The sequence below is a fragment of the Pseudooceanicola sp. HF7 genome (assembly GCF_011806405.1).
Classification (GTDB): domain Bacteria; phylum Pseudomonadota; class Alphaproteobacteria; order Rhodobacterales; family Rhodobacteraceae; genus Pseudooceanicola.
Window position 1 is genome coordinate 43,005 of sequence record NZ_JAATOW010000004.1, and the last position, 17,497, is coordinate 60,501.

At 63.9% G+C, this 17,497-nt stretch carries 18 protein-coding genes and 1 riboswitch; of the genes, 7 read left to right on the forward strand and 11 right to left on the reverse strand.

The window, feature by feature from the left end:
- The first annotated feature begins 25 nt into the window (after positions 1-25).
- Positions 26-331 (forward strand): DUF2218 domain-containing protein, encoded by a 306-nt coding sequence (locus tag HCZ97_RS03065; RefSeq protein ID WP_167687205.1) that lies wholly within the window; start codon positions 26-28, stop codon positions 329-331.
- Between the two features lie 10 nt (positions 332-341).
- Here HCZ97_RS03065 and HCZ97_RS03070 read toward each other — a convergent pair whose 3' ends face one another.
- Positions 342-950, reverse strand: a complete 609-nt coding sequence (locus HCZ97_RS03070; protein WP_368484315.1) for a LuxR C-terminal-related transcriptional regulator — start codon at positions 948-950, stop codon at positions 342-344.
- A gap of 133 nt (positions 951-1,083) precedes the next feature.
- On the opposite strand from HCZ97_RS03070, the gene HCZ97_RS03075 reads away from it, so the two are divergent.
- The 6 genes from HCZ97_RS03075 (at position 1,084) to HCZ97_RS03100 (ending at position 6,746) form a co-directional block, all read left to right on the forward strand.
- Positions 1,084-2,259, forward strand: coding sequence for a substrate-binding domain-containing protein (locus HCZ97_RS03075; protein ID WP_175581634.1), 1,176 nt, complete (start codon positions 1,084-1,086; stop codon positions 2,257-2,259).
- A 93-nt stretch (positions 2,260-2,352) separates the two neighbouring features.
- Positions 2,353-3,138, forward strand: coding sequence for an ABC transporter ATP-binding protein (locus HCZ97_RS03080; protein WP_167687208.1), 786 nt, complete (start codon positions 2,353-2,355; stop codon positions 3,136-3,138).
- Positions 3,135-3,839 (forward strand): ABC transporter ATP-binding protein, encoded by a 705-nt coding sequence (locus HCZ97_RS03085; protein ID WP_167687209.1) that lies wholly within the window; start codon positions 3,135-3,137, stop codon positions 3,837-3,839. Before HCZ97_RS03080 ends, HCZ97_RS03085 begins: the two co-directional genes overlap by 4 nt.
- 9 nt (positions 3,840-3,848) lie before the next feature.
- Positions 3,849-4,832: a branched-chain amino acid ABC transporter permease gene (locus tag HCZ97_RS03090; protein WP_167687210.1), complete on the forward strand. Its 984-nt coding sequence runs from the start codon at positions 3,849-3,851 to the stop codon at positions 4,830-4,832.
- 1 nt (position 4,833) lies between these two features.
- A complete protein-coding gene (locus HCZ97_RS03095) occupies positions 4,834-5,901 on the forward strand; it encodes a branched-chain amino acid ABC transporter permease (protein WP_167687211.1) in 1,068 nt (355 codons plus the stop codon).
- Entirely contained in the window at positions 5,898-6,746 is an 849-nt protein-coding gene (locus HCZ97_RS03100; RefSeq protein ID WP_167687212.1) for an alpha/beta fold hydrolase, read from the forward strand. The genes HCZ97_RS03095 and HCZ97_RS03100 overlap by 4 nt, the downstream gene beginning before the upstream one ends.
- Here the strand turns inward: HCZ97_RS03100 and HCZ97_RS03105 are convergent.
- The 10 genes from HCZ97_RS03105 to HCZ97_RS03150 form a co-directional block, all read right to left on the reverse strand.
- The gene (locus HCZ97_RS03105) at positions 6,733-6,972 is read right to left on the reverse strand and encodes an Lrp/AsnC ligand binding domain-containing protein (protein WP_167687213.1); all 240 of its coding nucleotides are present in this window, start codon (positions 6,970-6,972) and stop codon (positions 6,733-6,735) included. The genes HCZ97_RS03100 and HCZ97_RS03105 overlap by 14 nt on opposite strands.
- A 67-nt stretch (positions 6,973-7,039) precedes the next feature.
- The gene (locus tag HCZ97_RS03110; RefSeq protein WP_167687214.1) at positions 7,040-7,486 is read right to left on the reverse strand and encodes a hypothetical protein; all 447 of its coding nucleotides are present in this window, start codon (positions 7,484-7,486) and stop codon (positions 7,040-7,042) included.
- A 141-nt stretch (positions 7,487-7,627) separates the two neighbouring features.
- Complete coding sequence (locus tag HCZ97_RS03115; protein ID WP_167687215.1) at positions 7,628-8,872, reverse strand: agmatinase family protein; 1,245 nt, start codon at positions 8,870-8,872, stop codon at positions 7,628-7,630.
- The gene (locus tag HCZ97_RS03120) at positions 8,853-9,620 is read right to left on the reverse strand and encodes an ABC transporter ATP-binding protein (protein WP_167687216.1); all 768 of its coding nucleotides are present in this window, start codon (positions 9,618-9,620) and stop codon (positions 8,853-8,855) included. Before HCZ97_RS03120 ends, HCZ97_RS03115 begins: the two co-directional genes overlap by 20 nt.
- Positions 9,617-10,429 carry an ABC transporter permease gene (locus HCZ97_RS03125; protein WP_167687217.1) on the reverse strand — a complete coding sequence of 271 codons (813 nt, stop codon included), beginning with the start codon at positions 10,427-10,429 and terminating at the stop codon, positions 9,617-9,619. The genes HCZ97_RS03120 and HCZ97_RS03125 overlap by 4 nt, the downstream gene beginning before the upstream one ends.
- A 55-nt stretch (positions 10,430-10,484) precedes the next feature.
- Positions 10,485-11,549, reverse strand: a complete 1,065-nt coding sequence (locus HCZ97_RS03130) for a putative urea ABC transporter substrate-binding protein (RefSeq protein WP_167687218.1) — start codon at positions 11,547-11,549, stop codon at positions 10,485-10,487.
- Positions 11,550-11,639: 90 nt separating this feature from the next.
- A riboswitch (guanidine-I (ykkC/yxkD leader) is annotated at positions 11,640-11,748 on the reverse strand.
- A gap of 230 nt (positions 11,749-11,978) precedes the next feature.
- Positions 11,979-13,763, reverse strand: a complete 1,785-nt coding sequence (mdoH, locus tag HCZ97_RS03135) for a glucans biosynthesis glucosyltransferase MdoH (protein ID WP_167687219.1) — start codon at positions 13,761-13,763, stop codon at positions 11,979-11,981.
- A gap of 40 nt (positions 13,764-13,803) precedes the next feature.
- Positions 13,804-13,962, reverse strand: a complete 159-nt coding sequence (locus HCZ97_RS03140; protein ID WP_167687220.1) for a hypothetical protein — start codon at positions 13,960-13,962, stop codon at positions 13,804-13,806.
- An 8-nt stretch (positions 13,963-13,970) separates the two neighbouring features.
- Positions 13,971-15,542 (reverse strand): glucan biosynthesis protein, encoded by a 1,572-nt coding sequence (locus HCZ97_RS03145; RefSeq protein ID WP_368484312.1) that lies wholly within the window; start codon positions 15,540-15,542, stop codon positions 13,971-13,973.
- 560 nt (positions 15,543-16,102) lie between these two features.
- Complete coding sequence (locus tag HCZ97_RS03150; protein ID WP_167687222.1) at positions 16,103-17,482, reverse strand: aspartate aminotransferase family protein; 1,380 nt, start codon at positions 17,480-17,482, stop codon at positions 16,103-16,105.
- Positions 17,483-17,497 lie beyond the last annotated feature (15 nt).

Consider the following 17,497-nt stretch of genomic DNA (forward strand, 5'->3'; position numbering starts at 1 on the left):
AAGAATCGGAGAAAGGAATTGCCGAATGCTTACAGCCAGCGCCAGCTTCGAGACGGCCAATGGGTCAAAGTATCTTCAGCAGCTTTGCAAGCACTTCGCCCACAAGGTGTCGGTTGAATACGACGCGACCTCCGGCCGGGCAGAGATGCCCACGGGCCCGGCGCTGCTGAGAGCGGACGAGGCCGGCCTTCACATGGTCGTGAGCGCCCCGGACGAGGCAAAGATGGAACGCGCGAAATTCGTGGTCGAGGATCACCTGAAGAAATTCGCCTTCCGTGAGCCTTTCGACACCCTGAACTGGTCCGAAAGCCGGGAAGAGGCGGCAGCCTGATAATCGGGGCCTAACTGCGCCCCACGATGTGTTCCTGATAGACACCGGCGAGGCAGTTGAGCAGCCCGCTAGTGTTGCTGACGCCGAATTTCTTGAGCAGTTTCGCCCGGTAGACCTCTACCGTGCGGTGAGAGATATCGAGGGTGAGCGCGATCTCCTTTGAGGTCTTGCCGTCCGCCAGCAGCGCGACGATCTCTCTCTCGCGCCGGGTCAGCGGGATGTAGGGGCGGGTCTGGCTGAGGTCCGCAAAGCTCCAGACCGCCTGGGCCAGGGGGTCGTCCGGTGTGAAGGAATGCCCCCGCACCCGGCACCAGAACAGCGTACCGTCGCGGCGCGCCATGATCCGTTCATCCCAGTAGGAATTGGTTTCCCGAAGCTGGTCGACGCCGCGATTGCGGATGTTCGAGAACTCCGAATCGCTGGGATAAAGCTTTGCAAACAATTGATTTTGCAGCTCTTCCCGCGTGTACCCGAACATGTCGGCAAAGGCGAAATTGCAGTCCCGGATCACCCGGTTCTCCGTCACTACCAGCCCCACCGGCGCGTGCAGGTAGGCCAGTTCGGCGAAGGCGCCGTCCTGGAAGGCGGCGGCGGGATCGGGGGTACGTATTTTCACGATATTGCCCAGGTTGCCAAAGCGGTGATGCTTGGGAGTGCAAGGTAAACGACAGGCGCGCCGCGGGCAACGCGGACGGCCTGAGCGCTCTCGGGAGGAGACCATGAAACCATTTGCAAGCGCCTTTGGCGCCGCCATGACCGCATTGAGCCTGACAGCAGGTGCGGCCTTCGCGCAGGATGCCGATCCGATCCGGATCGCCCTGATCCACGGGCTTTCGGGCTCAAGCTTCGAAGCCTTTTCCAAGCAGTCCCAGACCGGGTTCGAGATGGGCCTGGAATATGCCACCGATGGCACAAACGTGGTCAACGGCCACCCCATCGAGATCATCGTCAAGGACACCCAGTTCAAGCCGGACATTGCCCGCGCCGTCCTTGAAGAGGCCTATGGCGATGACGACGTTCTGCTGGCCGTGGGCGCGACCAGCTCCGGCGTGACCAAGGGCATGCTGCCCATCGCGGAGGAATACGAGAAGCTCCTGATCGTGGAGCCCGCCGTGGCCGACAGCCTGACCGGGCCGGATGGCAACCGCTATGTCTTCAAGACCTCGCGCAACTCCTCCATGGACATGCAGGCGCAGGCCCTGGCCCTGCAACCGGACGAAACGCTGCACGTCGCCACCCTGGCCGAGGATTATGCCTTTGGCCGTGACGGGATCGAGGCATTCAAATCCGCGCTGGAAGGCACCGGCGCGACCGTGGTGACAGAGGAATACGTGCCCCAGGGCACCGCGGATTTCACCGCTGCCACCGAACGGATGTTCAACGCGCTGAAGGATATCGAAGGGCGCAAGGTGATCCTGGTCTACATCGCCGGGGGCGGTGACGCGCCGGGCAAGATCCAGGCGATGGATCCGGCCCGCTACGGCATCGAGATCTCCATGGGGGGGCATATCCTGCCGGTTCTGCCGACCTACAAGCGCTTCCCCGGCATGGAAGGCGCGGTCTATTACTACTACGAATCCTATGACAACCCGATCAACAACTGGCTGGTCGAGGAACATATGGCGCGCTTCGAAAGCCCGCCCGACTTCTTCACCGCAGGTGGCATGGCCGCCGCGCTGGCCGTCGTGAAGGCAATCGAGACCACCGAGAGCCTGGACACCGAAGACCTGATCGCGGCCATGGAAGGCATGTCCTGGGACACGCCCAAGGGCGAGATGACCTTCCGCCCCGAAGACCACCAGGCGCTGCAGTCCATGGTGCACTTCAAGATCAAGGTCGATGACGAGGTCGAATGGGCCATCCCCGAGCTGGTCCGCATCATCGAACCCGGCGAGATGAACATCCCGCTTGGCCGCGACGGCGACTGAGCCGGACCGCGCCACGCTGCCCCGGTCGCGCTTCGCCGTGACCGGGGTCCTTCCCCCCGGACTTTTTCCCGGACATTTCACCCGGAAGACCGCATGACCCTTTCCGCCACATCCCCTGCCCCCTCTCTCAGCACGCAAGACCTGACGATCCGCTTCGGCGGCCATGTCGCGGTCAATGCCGTCAGCTGCGATTTCCACCCCGGCGAGCTGACCGTGATCGTCGGCCCCAACGGGGCGGGCAAGACCACCTATTTCAACCTGATCTCGGGCCAGCTGACCGCAAGCTCCGGCACGGTGACCAAGGACGGGCAGGACCTGACCCGCATGTCGCCCTCTGCCCGCGCCCATCACGGCATCGGCCGGGCCTTCCAGCTGACCAACCTCTTTCCCGCGCTCACGGTGCTTGAGAACATCCGCCTTGCGGTGCAGGCCCGCGCGCACATGGGCTGGCGGATCTTCCGCCCCGTGCGCCATTACCGCGCCCTCACGGAAAGGGCGGAACATTACCTGGAAGCTGCCAAGCTGGGTACAAGGGCTCATGACCTGGCGGCCAACCTGCCCCATGGCGACCAGCGCAAGCTTGAGGTCGCGCTGCTGATGGCGATGGAGCCCGATATCTACATGTTCGACGAACCCACTGCCGGCATGTCCCTGGACCACGCGCCGGACGTGCTGGAACTGATCGGCAGCATCAAGTCCGACCCGACCAAGACCGTCCTGCTGGTCGAGCACAAGATGAGCGTCGTGCGCAGCCTCGCCGATCGGATCATCGTACTGCACAACGGCGAGCTGGTGGCAGAGGGCGACCCCGCCACGGTCATGTCCAGCGCCGTGGTCCGCGAGGTCTACCTGGGCACCGCGACGGAGGAAGTCGCATGAGCCTGCTGTCTCTCAATGCCATGAAGACCGATATCGAGCAGTACCACGTGCTGCATGACGTGACCTTCGACGTGCCCGAAGGCGGTGTCTTTGTCCTGCTGGGCCGCAACGGGGCGGGCAAGTCCACGACCCTGCGCTCCATCATGGGGCTCTGGTCGCCCTCGCCCGGCTCCGTGACCTTTCGCGGCAAGGACATAACCGGGATGCACACCGCAGATATCGCCCGGCTGGGCATTGCCTATGTGCCCGAGAACATGGGCATCTTCGGCGGGCTGACGGTGGAAGAGAACATGATCCTTGCCACGCAGAACGGCAGCTTCAGCAAATCGCGGCTTGAGTTCGTCTACGGCATCTTCCCGGCGCTGGAGCGCTTCTGGGACAAGCCCGCGGGCAGCCTTTCGGGCGGGCAGAAGCAGATGCTGTCTGTCGCCCGCGCCATCATCGAGAAACGGGAACTGATCCTGATCGACGAACCGACCAAGGGCCTGGCCCCCTCCATCGTGGATGCCATGGCCGGCGCCTTTGCCGAGATCAGCGCAGAAACGACGATCCTGCTGGTCGAGCAGAACTTTCACTTTGCCCGCCGTCTGGGCCGGGAAATGGCGGTGATCGACGACGGCCGCGTGGTCCATCGCGGTTCCATGGAAGCCTTCGTCGCGGATACCGAATTGCAGGACCGGCTGCTGAGCCTGTCGGCCTGAGGGGGAACAATGAACGCAACACTGGAAAGATTTGGCGGCGTGAACCTGCTGCCGCTGGCGGTGGCCGCCGTGGCCTTCGTGCTAATCGGCGCACCGTCCAGCTGGGTGACCCTGACCGTGGCGGGCCTTGCCATGGGCATGATGGTCTTTCTCATGGCCTCCGGCCTGTCGCTGGTCTTCGGGCTGATGGACGTGCTGAACTTCGGGCATTCGGCTTTTGTCAGCCTTGGTGCCTTCATCGCGGCAAGCGTGCTGGCGGCCCTTGGCGGCTGGCTGGGCTCGCCCTCCGTCCTGATGAACGTGGCCGCTCTGGCCGCCGCCCTTGGCGCGGCGATGCTGTTCGGCCTGCTGGCCGGGCTGTTCTTCGAGAAGGTGATCATCAAGCCGGTCTATGCCGACCACCTGCGCCAGATCCTGATCACCATGGGCGCGCTGATCGTGGTCGAGGAAGCGATCCTGGCGATCTGGGGCGGCACGCCCATCACCGTGCCCCGCCCTGCCTTCCTTGAGGGGGCCTGGATCATCGGGGATGTCTCTATCGAGATCTACCGGGCCTTCGCCTTTGCCCTGGGCCTGATCGTCTTCGGCGGGCTTTACTGGGTGCTGAACCGGACGCGCCTTGGGCTGCTGATCCGCGCCGGCGTCGAGAACCGCGAGATGGTCGAGGCACTTGGCTTCCGCATCGACCGGCTGTTCGTCGGGGTCTTCATGCTGGGCTCTGCACTGGCGGCCCTGGGTGGGGCCATGTGGGCGGGCTACCAGACGCTGATCACCCCGGCCCTTGGGGCAGAGATGATGATCGTGGTCTTCATCGTGGTGATCATCGGTGGCCTCGGCTCCATCGAGGGCACCCTTCTCGGCGCGCTGATGGTCGGGCTGGTGGCCAACTACGTGGGCTTCCTTGCCCCGAAACTGTCCCTGGCCTCGAACATGATCCTGATGATGATCATCCTCATGTGGCGGCCGTCCGGCCTGCGACCAGCGGTGAAGTGACATGAAACAGAGCTACGGAACCCTTGGCGTGAAACTGGCGGTGCTGGCAATCTGGGCCGCGCTGCTGTTCGGCCCCTTCCTGTTCCAGGACGTGCGCTCCATCCAGGTGGCGGCACGGATCTGCATCTTCATCGTGCTGGTGGCCAGCTATGACCTGCTGATCGGCTATACCGGCATCGTCAGCTTTGCCCATACGATGTTCTTCGGCTTCGGCGCCTATGGTGCGGCGATCCTGCTGAAACAGATGGGCCCGGGCTGGACACCGGTGCTGCTGGGCGCCGGCGCGGGCGCGGCGCTGTCGCTGGTGATCGCAGCGGGCATCGGCCTGCTGTCCCTGCGCGTCAAGGCGATCTTCTTTGCCATGATCACCCTGGCGGCCGCCTCTGTCGCGCTGGTGCTGGCCTCTCAGCTGTCGCATCTGACGGGGGGCGAGGACGGGATCACCTATCGCGCGCCGGACCTGTTCAAGCCGGCAACCAAGCTGCTGACCGACGGTGACGGCAAGGTGCTCAAACTCTGGGGGGTCAGCCTGAACGGCAAGGTCGCGGCCTATTACTTCGTCTTCCTGAGCTGTGCGGCGCTGTTCTGGCTGATGCTGCGGCTGGTCGGTTCGCCCCTTGGCACGGTCCTGAAGGCCATCCGAGAGAACGAGGCCCGCGCCGAGGCGATCGGCTATCGCGTGGTGGCCTATCGCACCTTCGTCTTCTGCATCTCCGCGGTCATCGCCTCGCTCGCCGGGACGGTCTACGCGGTCTGGCTGAAGTACACGGGCCCGGAAACCGCGCTGAGCTTCGACATCATGATCGACATCCTGCTGATGGTGGTGATCGGCGGCATGGGCACCATGTTCGGCCCAGTGATCGGGGCGGTTCTGCTGGTGCTGGCGCAATACTACCTGCGCGACCTGATGGGCGCGGCCTCTGAGGCGGTCAGCGCCATCCCCCTGCTGCCGGAGCTGCTGAACCCGGATCGCTGGCTGTTCTGGCTGGGCATCCTGTTCATCCTGCTGGTCTATTTCTTCCCGAAAGGGATCGCAGGCACGGCGATGCTGAAAGGCAGCCGGACATGAGCCCCCGATTTTCGCTGGTCCCGATCATGGATCATGAGATCCACGTGACCGAATGGGGCGATCCCGCAAAGCCCGGGCTGGTCATGTGGCATGGCCTGGCCCGTACGGGGCGGGATTTCGATGAGCTGGCCGCGGCGCTTTCCGACAACTACTTCGTGATCTGTCCCGACACCCTGGGCCGGGGGTTTTCAAGCTGGGCCGGCACCGCGGAAACCGAGTATTCGGTGGCCTATTACGCCGGCATCGCCGCCGACCTGCTGGACCATTACGGGTTGGAAACCACCTGCTGGCTAGGCACCTCCATGGGCGGGATGATCGGGATGCGCCTGGCCTCTGGCCCACAGAAGGACCGGGTGGCCGGGTTGATCATCAACGATATCGGCCCTGAGATCCCCGATCCGGCCATCAGGCGGATCCTCGACTACGTCGGCGACCTGCCACGCTTTGACACGCTGATCCGGGCAGAGTCCTGGCTGCGCGAGACCTACCGCCCCTTCGGCCCGGCCACGGATGATTTCTGGCGGCGCATGACGCTTAGCTCTGCCAGGCGCAATCCCGATGGCAGCCTGACCCTGCATTATGATCCGCGCATTATCCTGCAGTTCTCGCAATGGCCAGAGGAGCTGACCACCTGGGATCGCTGGGACAGGATCACCGCCCCTTGCCACGTCTTCCGGGGGGCGGAGTCCGACCTGCTGACCCGGGAGATCGCCGAGCGCATGGCCGAAAGCGGCCCCCGTCCAGAGGTGACGGAGGTCGCGGACTGCGGTCATGCCCCCACCCTGACCCGGCCCGGCGATATCGCACAGGTCCGGGAGGTGCTGGCGGGGTTCAGAAGGCCTTGAAGGTGAGGGTCGTGAGGGTCCGTTCGATCCCCTCGATCCCGCCGAAGCTCTGATCGACGAAATGGCCAATGTCCTGCCCTTTGGGTGGGTAGATCTTGACCAGAAGATCGAACTCTCCGGAGGTCGAGTAGAGCTCGGAGTGGAATTCACGCAGGTTGATCGCTGCGGCGACGTCATAGGTGGTGCCGGGCTTGCAGCGCACCTGCACGAAGAGCGGGGTGGTCATGATCTGTCCTTTCCTCCTGCGCCTGCTCCCAGAGTGCTCCGGGAGCGGGCGGGATTTCAAGGATGGCTTACAACCGGTCTCTCAGGAAGTCACGGATATCCCAAAGGACTTTTTCCCGCATGGAGACGTAGACAAGCGACATGTTGGTCCGCTCCGTCACCATCTGGCCGGGAAAGGGCAGATAGGACAGCTCAGCCGCGCCGAAGCTGGGCGAGGCGGTGCCCACCTGCCATTCGGTCTTGAGCTCCACATCCACCAGTTTCAGCGCCGTGTCGCCGCCCTTTCCGGGCCGCTCCAGCGGTACGCCCGCCAGCTTGAGGTAGCTGGCCTTGTCTGCGGCAGAGACAAACCCGTCGATGAACTGCGCGGTCAGGACCTGAAGATCCGCGGCCTCGTCCCGGTCATGCATGTGGGAATGCAGGTGATCGGCCTCATGGGGGTGATTGTGGTCATGGGGATGAAGGTGGTCGTGATCATGTCCGTGGTGGTGATGATGCGGGTGGTCATGGGGCATGGGTTGCCTCCTGTAGAATGAGGGCTGCGCGCTTCCGTCTTCCTGAACCTCCGGGCGACGGCGCCCCAAAGGCGCGACGGGAAGGGCGGGCGCGACCCGGCATGCCGCCGGGCCGGATGCTAGGGCGAGGTCGGGGCAGGATCACCTCTTGTTCGACCAGCGATTGCCCTCGAATTCCCCGTGAGGGATCTCGACCGGCTTGTCGATGTGGCGCTTGTGATTGCCCAGCACCCCGGCCGAAACCATGGAGCCGAGCACGTCCACGATGACTCGCGTGCCCATCAGCGCGGTGATGTCCGAGGTGTCATAGGGCGGAGAGACCTCGACCAGCTCCATGCCGCAGATACCTTCGGCCGCCACCTTGGAGGCCAGCGCCAGAGCCTCTCGCGGCAGGAAGCCGCCGGGTTCGGGCCAGCCGGTGCCGGGCACGAAGCCGCAATCGATGCTGTCGATGTCGAAGGACATGTAGACCATGTCGACCCCGTCCCAGGCCATCTCGAGCGCCATCTCGGCGGTCTTGTCGATGCCCATGCGCTCCATGTCGGACATGGTGATGATGTTGGTCTCGCGCTCGCGCGCCACCTTCACCGCGTCGCGGGGCACCTGCCAGCCGCCGATGCCGACCTGCACCAGGTTCTTGGCCGGCACGTTGGGCAGGTTCGTCGAATGGAACCAGGGCGTGGTGTGCATCCGCTCGTCCAGGTCCTTTTCCTGGATGTCGGCGTGACGGTCGAAGTGCACGATGCCGATCTTCTTGCTGGTGCACTCCGCGATCCCGCGCACGCAGGGGAAGCCGATGGAGTGATCCCCGCCGATCATGATGGGCAGCGAGCCCGAGGAAAACACGTGGCTGACCGCGCGGCTGATCTGGTCGAAGCTCTTCTCGATATTGGCGGGGATGGTGAAGACGTCACCCGCGTCGCACAGCGTCATCTGCTCGCGCAGGTCGACGCCCAGTTCATAGTTGTAAGGCGTGTAGAGCGCCGAGATCTTGCGCAGCCCCTGCGGCCCGAAGCGGGTGCCGGGCCGGTAGGTCGTGCCGCCGTCGAAGGGGATGCCAAGCACGGTCGCGTCGTAATTGGCGACCTCAAGCACGTCCTCTGCATAGGGCGCCTTGAGGAAGGTGTTGATGCCCGCGTAATGGGGCAGCTCACCGCGCGCAAAGGTGGGGATCGACTTGTCGTCGATGCTGTCGGCGCCGGTCAGCCCCATGCGCAGGGCCCATTTACGCTCTTCCGCCCAGCCTGAGCCGGACAGCTCCGCCTCTTTCTGCATGGCCTTCCAGCCCAGCAGCTTGGTCAGGTCCGGGTGGTGCGCGCGCCGGTCCGGGGACCGGCGATCGGCCGGGTGATGCGAGCGGCTGCGCTCATGCGGAAAGCAGAACATTGTGTTCCTCCATGATATCTTGGAAGGGAATGCCACCATTTCTGGCGTCGAAGTCGTAGGTGATCGTGGCGCCGTAATTATCCGGGTAGTCCGCGTCCCAGCGGGTCTTGTCGAAGACCAGCACGCGGTCGCCCAGCTTGAACCCCTCTTCGAGGTCATGGGTCACCATGAAGACGGTCATGCGCGTCTGGGCGCGCAGTTCCATCAGGAAGTCATGCATGGCCAGGCGCGTACCCGGATCCAGCGCGCCGAAGGGTTCATCCAGCAGCAGGATGCGCGGGCGGGCCACGAGCGCCTGTCCGATGGCAAGGCGCTGCTGCATGCCACCCGAAAGCGTGGCCGGATAGGCATCCGCCACATGGGCCAGCCCGATCCGGTTCAGCGTTTCATCGGCGCGGTCAAGCGCCTGTTTCTTGCCGGCCCCGTAGAAGCGGCCCCAGCAGCGGTGAAAGCTTTCCCCCGCCACGATGTTTTCGCGCACGCTCATGTGCGGAAAGACCGAGTAGCGCTGGAAGACCACGCCGCGTTCGCGCCCCGGCTCCACCGCCGGATCATTGCCGTCGATGCGGATGGTACCGCGCGTCGGCACCTCCTGCGCCAGAAGCAACCGCAGGAAGGTAGACTTGCCGCAGCCCGAAGCGCCGACGATGGAGATGAAGTCTCCTTTGGCCACGTCCAGGTTGACGCGTTCAAGGATCGGGCGACTACCGTAGCTCTGGAAGATGTTTCGAACCTCGACGAAGCTCATAGCGCGGCCTCCGTCCAGGGGAAGGCCTTCCGGGACAGGAGACGCAGGGCGTAATCCATGAGGAAGGCCAGCAGGGTGATCCAGATGACGTAGGTCAGGATGACATCCATCGCGAGGTACCGCCGGACCAGGAAGATGCGATAGCCCAGCCCCAGCTGCGCCGCGATGGCCTCTGCCGCGATCAGGAACAGCCAGGCGGGGCCAAGCGCCAGGCGCACGGATGCGATCAGCCTTGGCAGGATCTGCGGCAGCACCACGCGCATGGCGATCACCGCCGACGAGGCCCCGAGCGTCTCTGCCTTGACGATCATCTCGCGGGGGATTTCCAGCGTGCGCGCTGACAGGTCGCGGATCATCACCGGGGTGATGCCGATCACGATCAGCGCCACCTTGGAGACCTCTCCCAGCCCGAAGATGATGAAGAGGATCGGCAGGATCGCCAGGGGCGGCACCATGGAGATCACGCCGACAAAGGCATTCAGCGTCCGCCGGGCATAGGGCAACATGCCGATGGCCATGCCGAAGGCCAGCGCCGACAGGGCGGCGATGCCCACGCCGATGGCCAGCCGTGCAAGGGAGGCCCCGGTGTCGTACCACAGCAGGATCCGACCGGAGCGCCTGTCGCCTTCCGTGAACAGCCGGATGGCGGTCTCAAGGATCTGGGCCGGGGCCGGCAGCAACTTGTCCTGCGGGTTCTCAGCCAGCCGCACTTCAGACCCGATGGCATAGGCCGCGAGTACTGCCACGAAAGGCAATGCCATCAGGACCAGCGCCGCGGGGCGTCCCGGACTTCGGTTGATCAGGCGCATGGGTGACCTCCTGCTTGCAAGGGAACCCGGACGGCAGACCGCCCGGGCAGAAGGGTCAGAGCGCGCCTTCGGCCGCCATGCTCACGTAGGTCGTGTCGTAGCGCATGTTCACGTTGCCCGCGTCCCCGGTGGTCGAGCCATCGGGATAGGTCACGCCGACGAAATCGGGACTGGGGGCACCTTCGCCCAGGATGCCCTTGTCAAAGAGGAAGTTCGCGACGGAAACCATGGTGTCGGGCAGCGCCGCGTCCTCAGCAAAGGCCTTTGCACTTTCGGGCGTGTAGAACATCGCCGTGGCGGCCAGCTGCGCCTTGTAGCCGGCAAGATCGGTGCCCGCGGCCTCTGCCATGGCGCTCAGCGCCTTGTCGCCTTCCGCCGTGCCGGAGGCCATGAGTGCCATGGTTTCATACCAGGCCCCGGTCACGGCCTTGCCGAAAGCGGGATTGGCTTCCAGCACGTCGGTATTCACGAAGAGGCAGTCGATGATCTCTCCCGGAATGTCGCTGGAATCATAGAGGCTGAAGGCCTCCGGGTCCTCAAGGATGGCAGAGACCAGCGGGTTCCAGGTCACCACAACCTCAACATCCGGCGTCTGGAAGGCGGCAATCATGTCCGCATCAGAGGTGTTGATCACCCCACCCAGGTCGCGCTCGGAAAGCTCGACGCTTTCAAGCGCGCGGGCCAGCAGGTAATGGGAGACGGAGAGTTCCACCAAGTTCACCGGCTTGCCGGCAAGATCGGCCAGCGCCACCTCTCCCTTGGTGATGATCGCGTCGTTGCCGTCCGAGTAGTCCCCGACGATCAGCGCGGTGCTGTCCACCCCTCCCCCAGCCGGAATGGAGAGCGCATCCATGTTGGTCGCCGTCACGCCATCGAAGGCGCCCGCCGTGTATTGGTTGATGGATTCGATGTAATCGTTGAGCTGCACGACCTCCACGTCGATGCCGTATTTCGCGGCCCATTTGTCCATGATGCCGGAATCCTCGATATAGCCCCAGGGCATCCAGCCGGCGTAGATTGTCCAGGCCAGTCGGAAATCGGTCTTTTCCTGGGCCTGAAGGGTCGGAGCAGCCAGAACGGCGGCAAGGGTCGCAGCAGTAAGAACCTTTTTCTTCAGCATGTTACATCTCCCCGTTGGTTCCGCCGATAGTATTGGTTTCCCCACTGGCGGAACGAAAAGAGTAAGGGCGCGGGGCAAACCTGCGCAGTACTCTCCCGGGATTTTGGCCCGCCGTGTACCTGCCCGGAATTTGCCGGGAAGGCGGTGCTTCTTGGACCAGGCTTCGCGGTAAGCGAACGGAACCCTAAGCGCCCTGCCCTTTCAGACCAGCATCGCGAGGCCCCTGTGGGCAAGCGCAAATGAGGCGGCTGGGAAGCAGCCGGGGCAGAAAGGTCAAGAAACAAGCAGAAACAGGGGAAGATCCCGCTGGAGGGTTCCCCGGCTCCGGACTGCCATCATGACAATCCGGAGCCGGGTCTACCGACCGGGCAGACAGGACCGCCAGGGGAGGGGCCCTGTCCGGGGGATTCCCGGTGGCAAGTTTTCGGCTCAGGCGATGGCGCCAAGAGCCGGGGGGACGGGGATCGCGTCCTCGGGGCCGTTGTCATCACGGGTCCAGCGGTCATGGATGGCGCGGTAATGGCGGATGACCGGACTGGGTGCCGCCTCTTCCGGGGTCTGAAACAGTCCGGAGATCCCAACGCGAGAGGTCAGCGCGATCAGCAGCGGCGCAAGCAGCATCGGCACGGCCACCGGCAGCAGCCAAATCAGCAGACCGGGCGCAATCCACCAAGTGGCTGTCAGCGCGGCAGCCCCGAAAAGCGTGATCCAGAACCCGGCGGCGATGCCCTGCCCGATGGTCAGGCGACCTTCTCCGCGCTGGTTGGCGGGCCAACCGCCGTCCCGGCCCATCAGAACCTGAAGCACGGCGCGGGACTGATACATCAGCATGACCGGGGCCAGAAGAGACGAAAGCAGCAGCTCCACCAGGACCGATCCCGCAGCCTTGAGGCTACCGCCAAAGCCGACGGCGCGGCGGGTCATGGCGGACTCGATCAGGATGGAAAGCTTGGGCAGCACCAGCAACCCGACAACCCCGATCCCAAGCGCGATGATCTGCTGGGTCTGGTCAGAAGGGAACACCGGGAAAAGCTGGTAGGTGTCCGGGAAGTAATCAGGTGCCGGCGCGAAGACAGCTCCGGCGACGGAGGCAATAAGGAAAAGCCCCCAGACCAGCGAAACGAGATAGGCGAAGATCCCCTGCACGAAGACAAAGCGGCTCCAGGCGCGCAGGCCGGGCGCTGTCAGCAGGCGGATGTGCTGCAGGTTGCCCTGGCACCAGCGGCGGTCGCGCTTGGCGAAGGACAGGATGTTCTCAGGCCCCTCTTCGTAGGATCCGTCGATGGTTTCATCGACGCGCACGGACCAACCGGCGCGGGCCAGCAGCGCTGCTTCAACGTAGTCATGCGACAGGATGTGCCCGCCGAAGGGCGGTTTGCCGGCGAGAGGCGGCAGGGCACAGCTTTCCGCGAAGGCGCGCGTTCGAATGATCGCGTTGTGCCCCCAGAAGGGACCGGTGGTGCCTTGCAGGCGGGCCAGCCCGCGCGCGAAGACCGGCGAAAAGAAGCTGGCGGAGAACTGCATCGCCCGTCCGAAAACAGAGGTCGCACCGGTGATCTTCGGCAGGGTCTGGAGGAGACCAAGATCGGGGTCGGCCTGCATCTCGGCGATCATGCGGCGAATGGCTTGGCCTTCCATCAGGCTGTCGGCATCCAGGATGACCGCAAGCTCATAGGCCGCGCCGGAATTGCGGATGAAATCCTCGATATTGCCGGCCTTGCGGCCCCGGTTGTCCTGACGACGGCGATAGAAGATGCGACCCTGCCCGGCGGTTTCATCCAGCAGGTGGGCAAAGGCATTCCGCTCACCACTCGCCGCGTCTTCATCGCGCGTGTCAGACAGCACGGCGATATCCGCGGCCACGCCCGCCGCCTGGATGGAATGATCCATGGCGGCGATACGGGCGAAGGTGGCAACCGGGTCTTCATTGCAGATGGGCACAAGCACGATGCAGCGCGGCTGCGGCATCATCATGGCCGGTTCCGCGCGGCGGCGGCGCGGCATCAGGCCGACAAGCGAAAGGGAGGCCCCCCAGGCAAGCCAAGCCGTGGTCAGGAAGATCAGCACAGAGCGAGCGATGTCCCAGACGTCTGTCCCGTCTTCCAGCGCGGCGTCGGTCAGCATGATGGTCGCGATTGTGGCGGCCAGCAGGGCAAAGCCGATCGCCAAGCCCCGGTACAGCCGCGTCACGGCCATCTTTGCGTCATCGCCCATGATTGTCCCCTGTGTTGTCCCCTGTCGGCGCGGCTGCTGCTCAGGCGTGGCGCCATGCACCGAAGAGACGCGTGAACAGCCCGGTCACCTCACGGTCGCTCTCCAGCTGCTGGCGCGGCATGTCCAGAGGCGCCATCGGGGGTTCCCAATGGACGGCCTCAACGGCGGTGGCGTTTTCGGCGGCAGCGTGCAAATTCATATCGGCTTTCATTCGATCACCCATTGATAAAGCCAGGTCTCCGAGAGCGTGCGCCCGTAGCCCGACAGGTTGGCTTTAATTTCCACCAGCTCGGCATCCTTTGCGGCGATCTCCACCACCAGACGCCAAATCCCGGTTCCTTCGACCCGCGACAAAATCGTCTCGACGATCTCGCCATCAGTGGCCGTGACTGAAGGAGTAACCTCTGTCTCTCCAGTTAGTTCCGTGAGAAGTCCGCCGGTGAAGTCGATCACGAATTTCCGGCGGCCTTTCGCCGGTTCAGTTCCGGCAACGCCGCCTTGGCCGGCGCGGCTGCGCAGGATCTTGGCCAGTTCCTGCTGCCCGTAGCCGGCTTCCATGCCCCACCGCATCCGGTAGGACAGCTCATAGGAAGACCCCTTGGCGAAGGTCGTTTCGGGCACCCAGAAGGCCACGATATTGTCGTTGACCTCCAGGTCCGAGGGGATCTCCACCAGTCGGACAGAGCCTTCGCCCCAATCCCCGAGCGGTTCGATCATGAGCGAGGGGCGCAGATCGTAGCGGGCCTGGGCATCGAGGTATTCGTCGAAGTTCCGGTTGCGCTGAACCAGCCCGAAGCCCTTGGGGTTATAGGCCCAGAGGTAGGAGCTGGAGAGGCGCTCAGGGTTCTTCAGCGGGCGGTAGAAGGTGTCTTCCCCGGTCACCAGCACAAGCGCCTCGCTGTCATGGACCGCGGGGCGGAAATCATCGAACTCACCGGCATCCACACCCCCGAAGAGGAACATGGAGGTCAAGGGCGCGATGCCAAGCTGCTGCACGTCCTCGCGCAGAAAGAGCCGCGCGGTGACATCCATGATCGTTTCTTCCCCGGGCTGGACCACAAAGCGATAGGCCCCGGTGACGGAGGTGCTTTCAAGCGTGGCGTAGATCACCGTCTTGGTTTCTCCCGCCGCCGGTTTCTCCAGATAGAACGAAGTGAAGCGCGGGAATTCCTCGCCCGGGGCCAGCGCCGTGTTCACGGCCAGCCCGCGTGCGGAAAGCCCGTAGCGGTTGCCGCGGCCCAGGGCCCGGAAATAGGACGCCCCCAGGAAGGCGACGACCTCATCAAAGACATCGGCGCGGTTGAGCGGCGCATTGAGGCGGATGCCGGCGACGCCGGGCAGCGCCAGGTCCTGGGGCACCTTCTGATCCACGGGGGCGTGGAAAATAAAGTCGTCCATGGAAAAGCCCACCGGGGTGGCATTGCCATCGGCCACTTCGTATACCGCGACAGGATCCTTGAACAGCCAGCCGGGCGCAAAGGCGTTGAGCCGGAAGAAGCTTTTGGGATCGGACCAGCGCGCCCTGTCAGGGTTGAACTGGATGTGCTGGTAATCGTCGTAGCCAAGGGCTGCGAGCGGGCCATCCATTTCCGACGGCTCCTGCGGCGCTTCGGAGGCGCGTTGGCGCATCTTCTCGGTCAGCGCATCGAAGCTGAAGGGCATGGACTGGGGCGCATCCTGAGGGGCCTCCTGACCAAGGGCGGGTCCGGAAGCGGTCAGGGCAAAAGGCAGGACCGCCGCAGACCCGGCCATGCGGGTCAGCAGTTGGCGGCGCGACAAGGGGGCGGTTCTTTCCCCTTGGCGCCGGGCGATCCCGGCCGGACGGCGATCTTGGGCACGCGGGCAGCAGTCACGTGGCAGCATGTAAATTCCTCGAACAGAACAACTTTCCCCGGAAAGGGGCACGGCTTTATCTTTCGCTCCGGACGAATAGTTGCAATCCGAGGCGCACAGGGGTGGCGACCTTTTGCCAAGGCCGCCCATGCCGCAACGCGGAAAGCGGGTAGTTTGTTCAATGTGGGTGGGCAGAAAAATGCAGCGATGGTTTCCGAGCGGTAGAAACCCTAGTGATTCCGGTAAGTTGTCGGCAGGCAAATTACTGCCAATTGGCAGCGCTGCGCTAGAGGGATTCTGCGGGAGATTGCCGAATATCTTGGGGAAACGTGCCTAGGGGATCCGGCCACCGTGCAAGCGCAGCACGATGGGCGATTTTTGGCCAGCGTGACGCAGGGAAAGTGGCCAAACCCGGCCCATCCCAAGCCACCACTCCGCTGAAAACGTGAAAAACGCGCCCCTTTTGGGGCGCGCCTGTAATATCTCGTGAGCCTAAGGAAGGGAGGTCAGATTATGCCTTCGCTCTTGGCCCAGTCGGTCAGCCGGTCCAGGGCCCGTCCGAGGCGCGTCATGATCTCTGCGATATCCTCTTCGGTTACGATCAGCGGCGGGCAGAGCGCGAGGGTTTCGTAGACGTTGCGCGCGATCAGCCCCTCTTCGGTACACAGCGCCGCGGCCTTGGCTGCGACGGAGCCCGCCGGAGCGTAATTGGCCTTGGTCGCCTTGTCCGCGAACTCGATCCCCGCAATCAGGCCGACGCCGCGGATTTCACCGATCAGCGGGTGATCGGCGAAGGCGCGCAGGCCGTCCTGGAAAGGCGCTTCCATGCGGGCGGCGTTGCCCATCAGGTCGTCCTCTTCGATGATCTTGAGGTTCTCAAGACCCACCGCGCAGGCCACCGGGTGACCCGAGCCCGTGAAGCCGTGGCCAAAGGTGCCCAGCTTGGCCGTGTTGTCCGCGATGGCGTCGTAGACGGCATCGGTGACCATGATCGCGGCCAGCGGCATGTAGGAAGACGAGATCTGCTTGGACAGCGTCATGATGTCCGGCTGGATGTCGTAGCGTTCGCTGCCGAAGGGCGTGCCAAGACGGCCGAAGCCGTTGATGACCTCATCCGCGACCAGCAGGATATCGTACTTGCGGCAGATCGCCTGCACGCCGGGCCAGTACCCTTCCGGCGGAACGAAGACGCCACCGGCGCCGATCACCGGCTCACCGATGAAGGCCGCGATGGTTTCAGGGCCTTCCGCGATGATCGTGTCCTCGATCTCTTTCAGGAGGCGCGCGGTGAAGTCCGCTTCGCTTTCGCCGTCCGCCCCTTCGCGCCAGTAGTGCGGCGTGGTGAGGTGGGTGACCGGGATCGCCGGCAGGTCGAAATCACGGTGGTTGCCACCCAGCCCGGTCAGGGAACCGGAGGCGATGGTGATCCCGTGATAGCCTTTGTGGCGCGCGATGAACTTCTTCTTCTCAGGCCGGCCAAGCGCGTTGTTCAGGAACCAGACCATCTTGACGATGGTATCGTTCGCCTCTGAACCGGAGTTGGTGAAAAAGCACTTGGTCAGGTGATCGGGCGTCATCTCTGCCAGCTTCTCGGCCAGGCGGATGGACGGCTCATGCGACTTGTGGGCGAAGGTATGGTAATAAGGCAGCTGCAGCATCTGGTCGTAGGCCGCCTTGGCAAGCCGCTCTTCGGAGAAGCCGACAGCGACGGACCACAGGCCTGCCATGCCTTCGATGTAATCCTTGCCGGTATTGTCATAGACGCGGATGCCGTCACCCTTAGTGATGATCATCGGCCCCTTTTCCTCATGCGCGCGGGCATTGGTATAGGGGTGGATCTGGTGGGCGATATCGGCCGCCGCGAGGGAGTTGGACAATTCGTTCATGGGACCTCCAAGACA

What these genes read in the sequence shown, in the direction of transcription:
- HCZ97_RS03065 (WP_167687205.1), top strand. Translation starts at nt 26, where the DNA reads ATGCTTACAGCCAGCGCCAGCTTCGAGACGGCCAATGGGTCAAAGTAT.
- HCZ97_RS03075 (WP_175581634.1), top strand. Translation starts at nt 1,084, where the DNA reads ATGACCGCATTGAGCCTGACAGCAGGTGCGGCCTTCGCGCAGGATGCC.
- HCZ97_RS03080 (WP_167687208.1), top strand. Translation starts at nt 2,353, where the DNA reads ATGACCCTTTCCGCCACATCCCCTGCCCCCTCTCTCAGCACGCAAGAC.
- HCZ97_RS03085 (WP_167687209.1), top strand. Translation starts at nt 3,135, where the DNA reads ATGAGCCTGCTGTCTCTCAATGCCATGAAGACCGATATCGAGCAGTAC.
- HCZ97_RS03090 (WP_167687210.1), top strand. Translation starts at nt 3,849, where the DNA reads ATGAACGCAACACTGGAAAGATTTGGCGGCGTGAACCTGCTGCCGCTG.
- HCZ97_RS03095 (WP_167687211.1), top strand. Translation starts at nt 4,834, where the DNA reads ATGAAACAGAGCTACGGAACCCTTGGCGTGAAACTGGCGGTGCTGGCA.
- HCZ97_RS03100 (WP_167687212.1), top strand. Translation starts at nt 5,898, where the DNA reads ATGAGCCCCCGATTTTCGCTGGTCCCGATCATGGATCATGAGATCCAC.
- HCZ97_RS03105 (WP_167687213.1), bottom strand. Translation starts at nt 6,972, where the DNA reads ATGACCACCCCGCTCTTCGTGCAGGTGCGCTGCAAGCCCGGCACCACC.
- HCZ97_RS03110 (WP_167687214.1), bottom strand. Translation starts at nt 7,486, where the DNA reads ATGCCCCATGACCACCCGCATCATCACCACCACGGACATGATCACGAC.
- HCZ97_RS03115 (WP_167687215.1), bottom strand. Translation starts at nt 8,872, where the DNA reads ATGTTCTGCTTTCCGCATGAGCGCAGCCGCTCGCATCACCCGGCCGAT.
- HCZ97_RS03120 (WP_167687216.1), bottom strand. Translation starts at nt 9,620, where the DNA reads ATGAGCTTCGTCGAGGTTCGAAACATCTTCCAGAGCTACGGTAGTCGC.
- HCZ97_RS03125 (WP_167687217.1), bottom strand. Translation starts at nt 10,429, where the DNA reads ATGCGCCTGATCAACCGAAGTCCGGGACGCCCCGCGGCGCTGGTCCTG.
- HCZ97_RS03130 (WP_167687218.1), bottom strand. Translation starts at nt 11,549, where the DNA reads ATGCTGAAGAAAAAGGTTCTTACTGCTGCGACCCTTGCCGCCGTTCTG.
- mdoH (WP_167687219.1), bottom strand. Translation starts at nt 13,763, where the DNA reads ATGGGCGATGACGCAAAGATGGCCGTGACGCGGCTGTACCGGGGCTTG.
- HCZ97_RS03140 (WP_167687220.1), bottom strand. Translation starts at nt 13,962, where the DNA reads ATGAATTTGCACGCTGCCGCCGAAAACGCCACCGCCGTTGAGGCCGTC.
- HCZ97_RS03150 (WP_167687222.1), bottom strand. Translation starts at nt 17,482, where the DNA reads ATGAACGAATTGTCCAACTCCCTCGCGGCGGCCGATATCGCCCACCAG.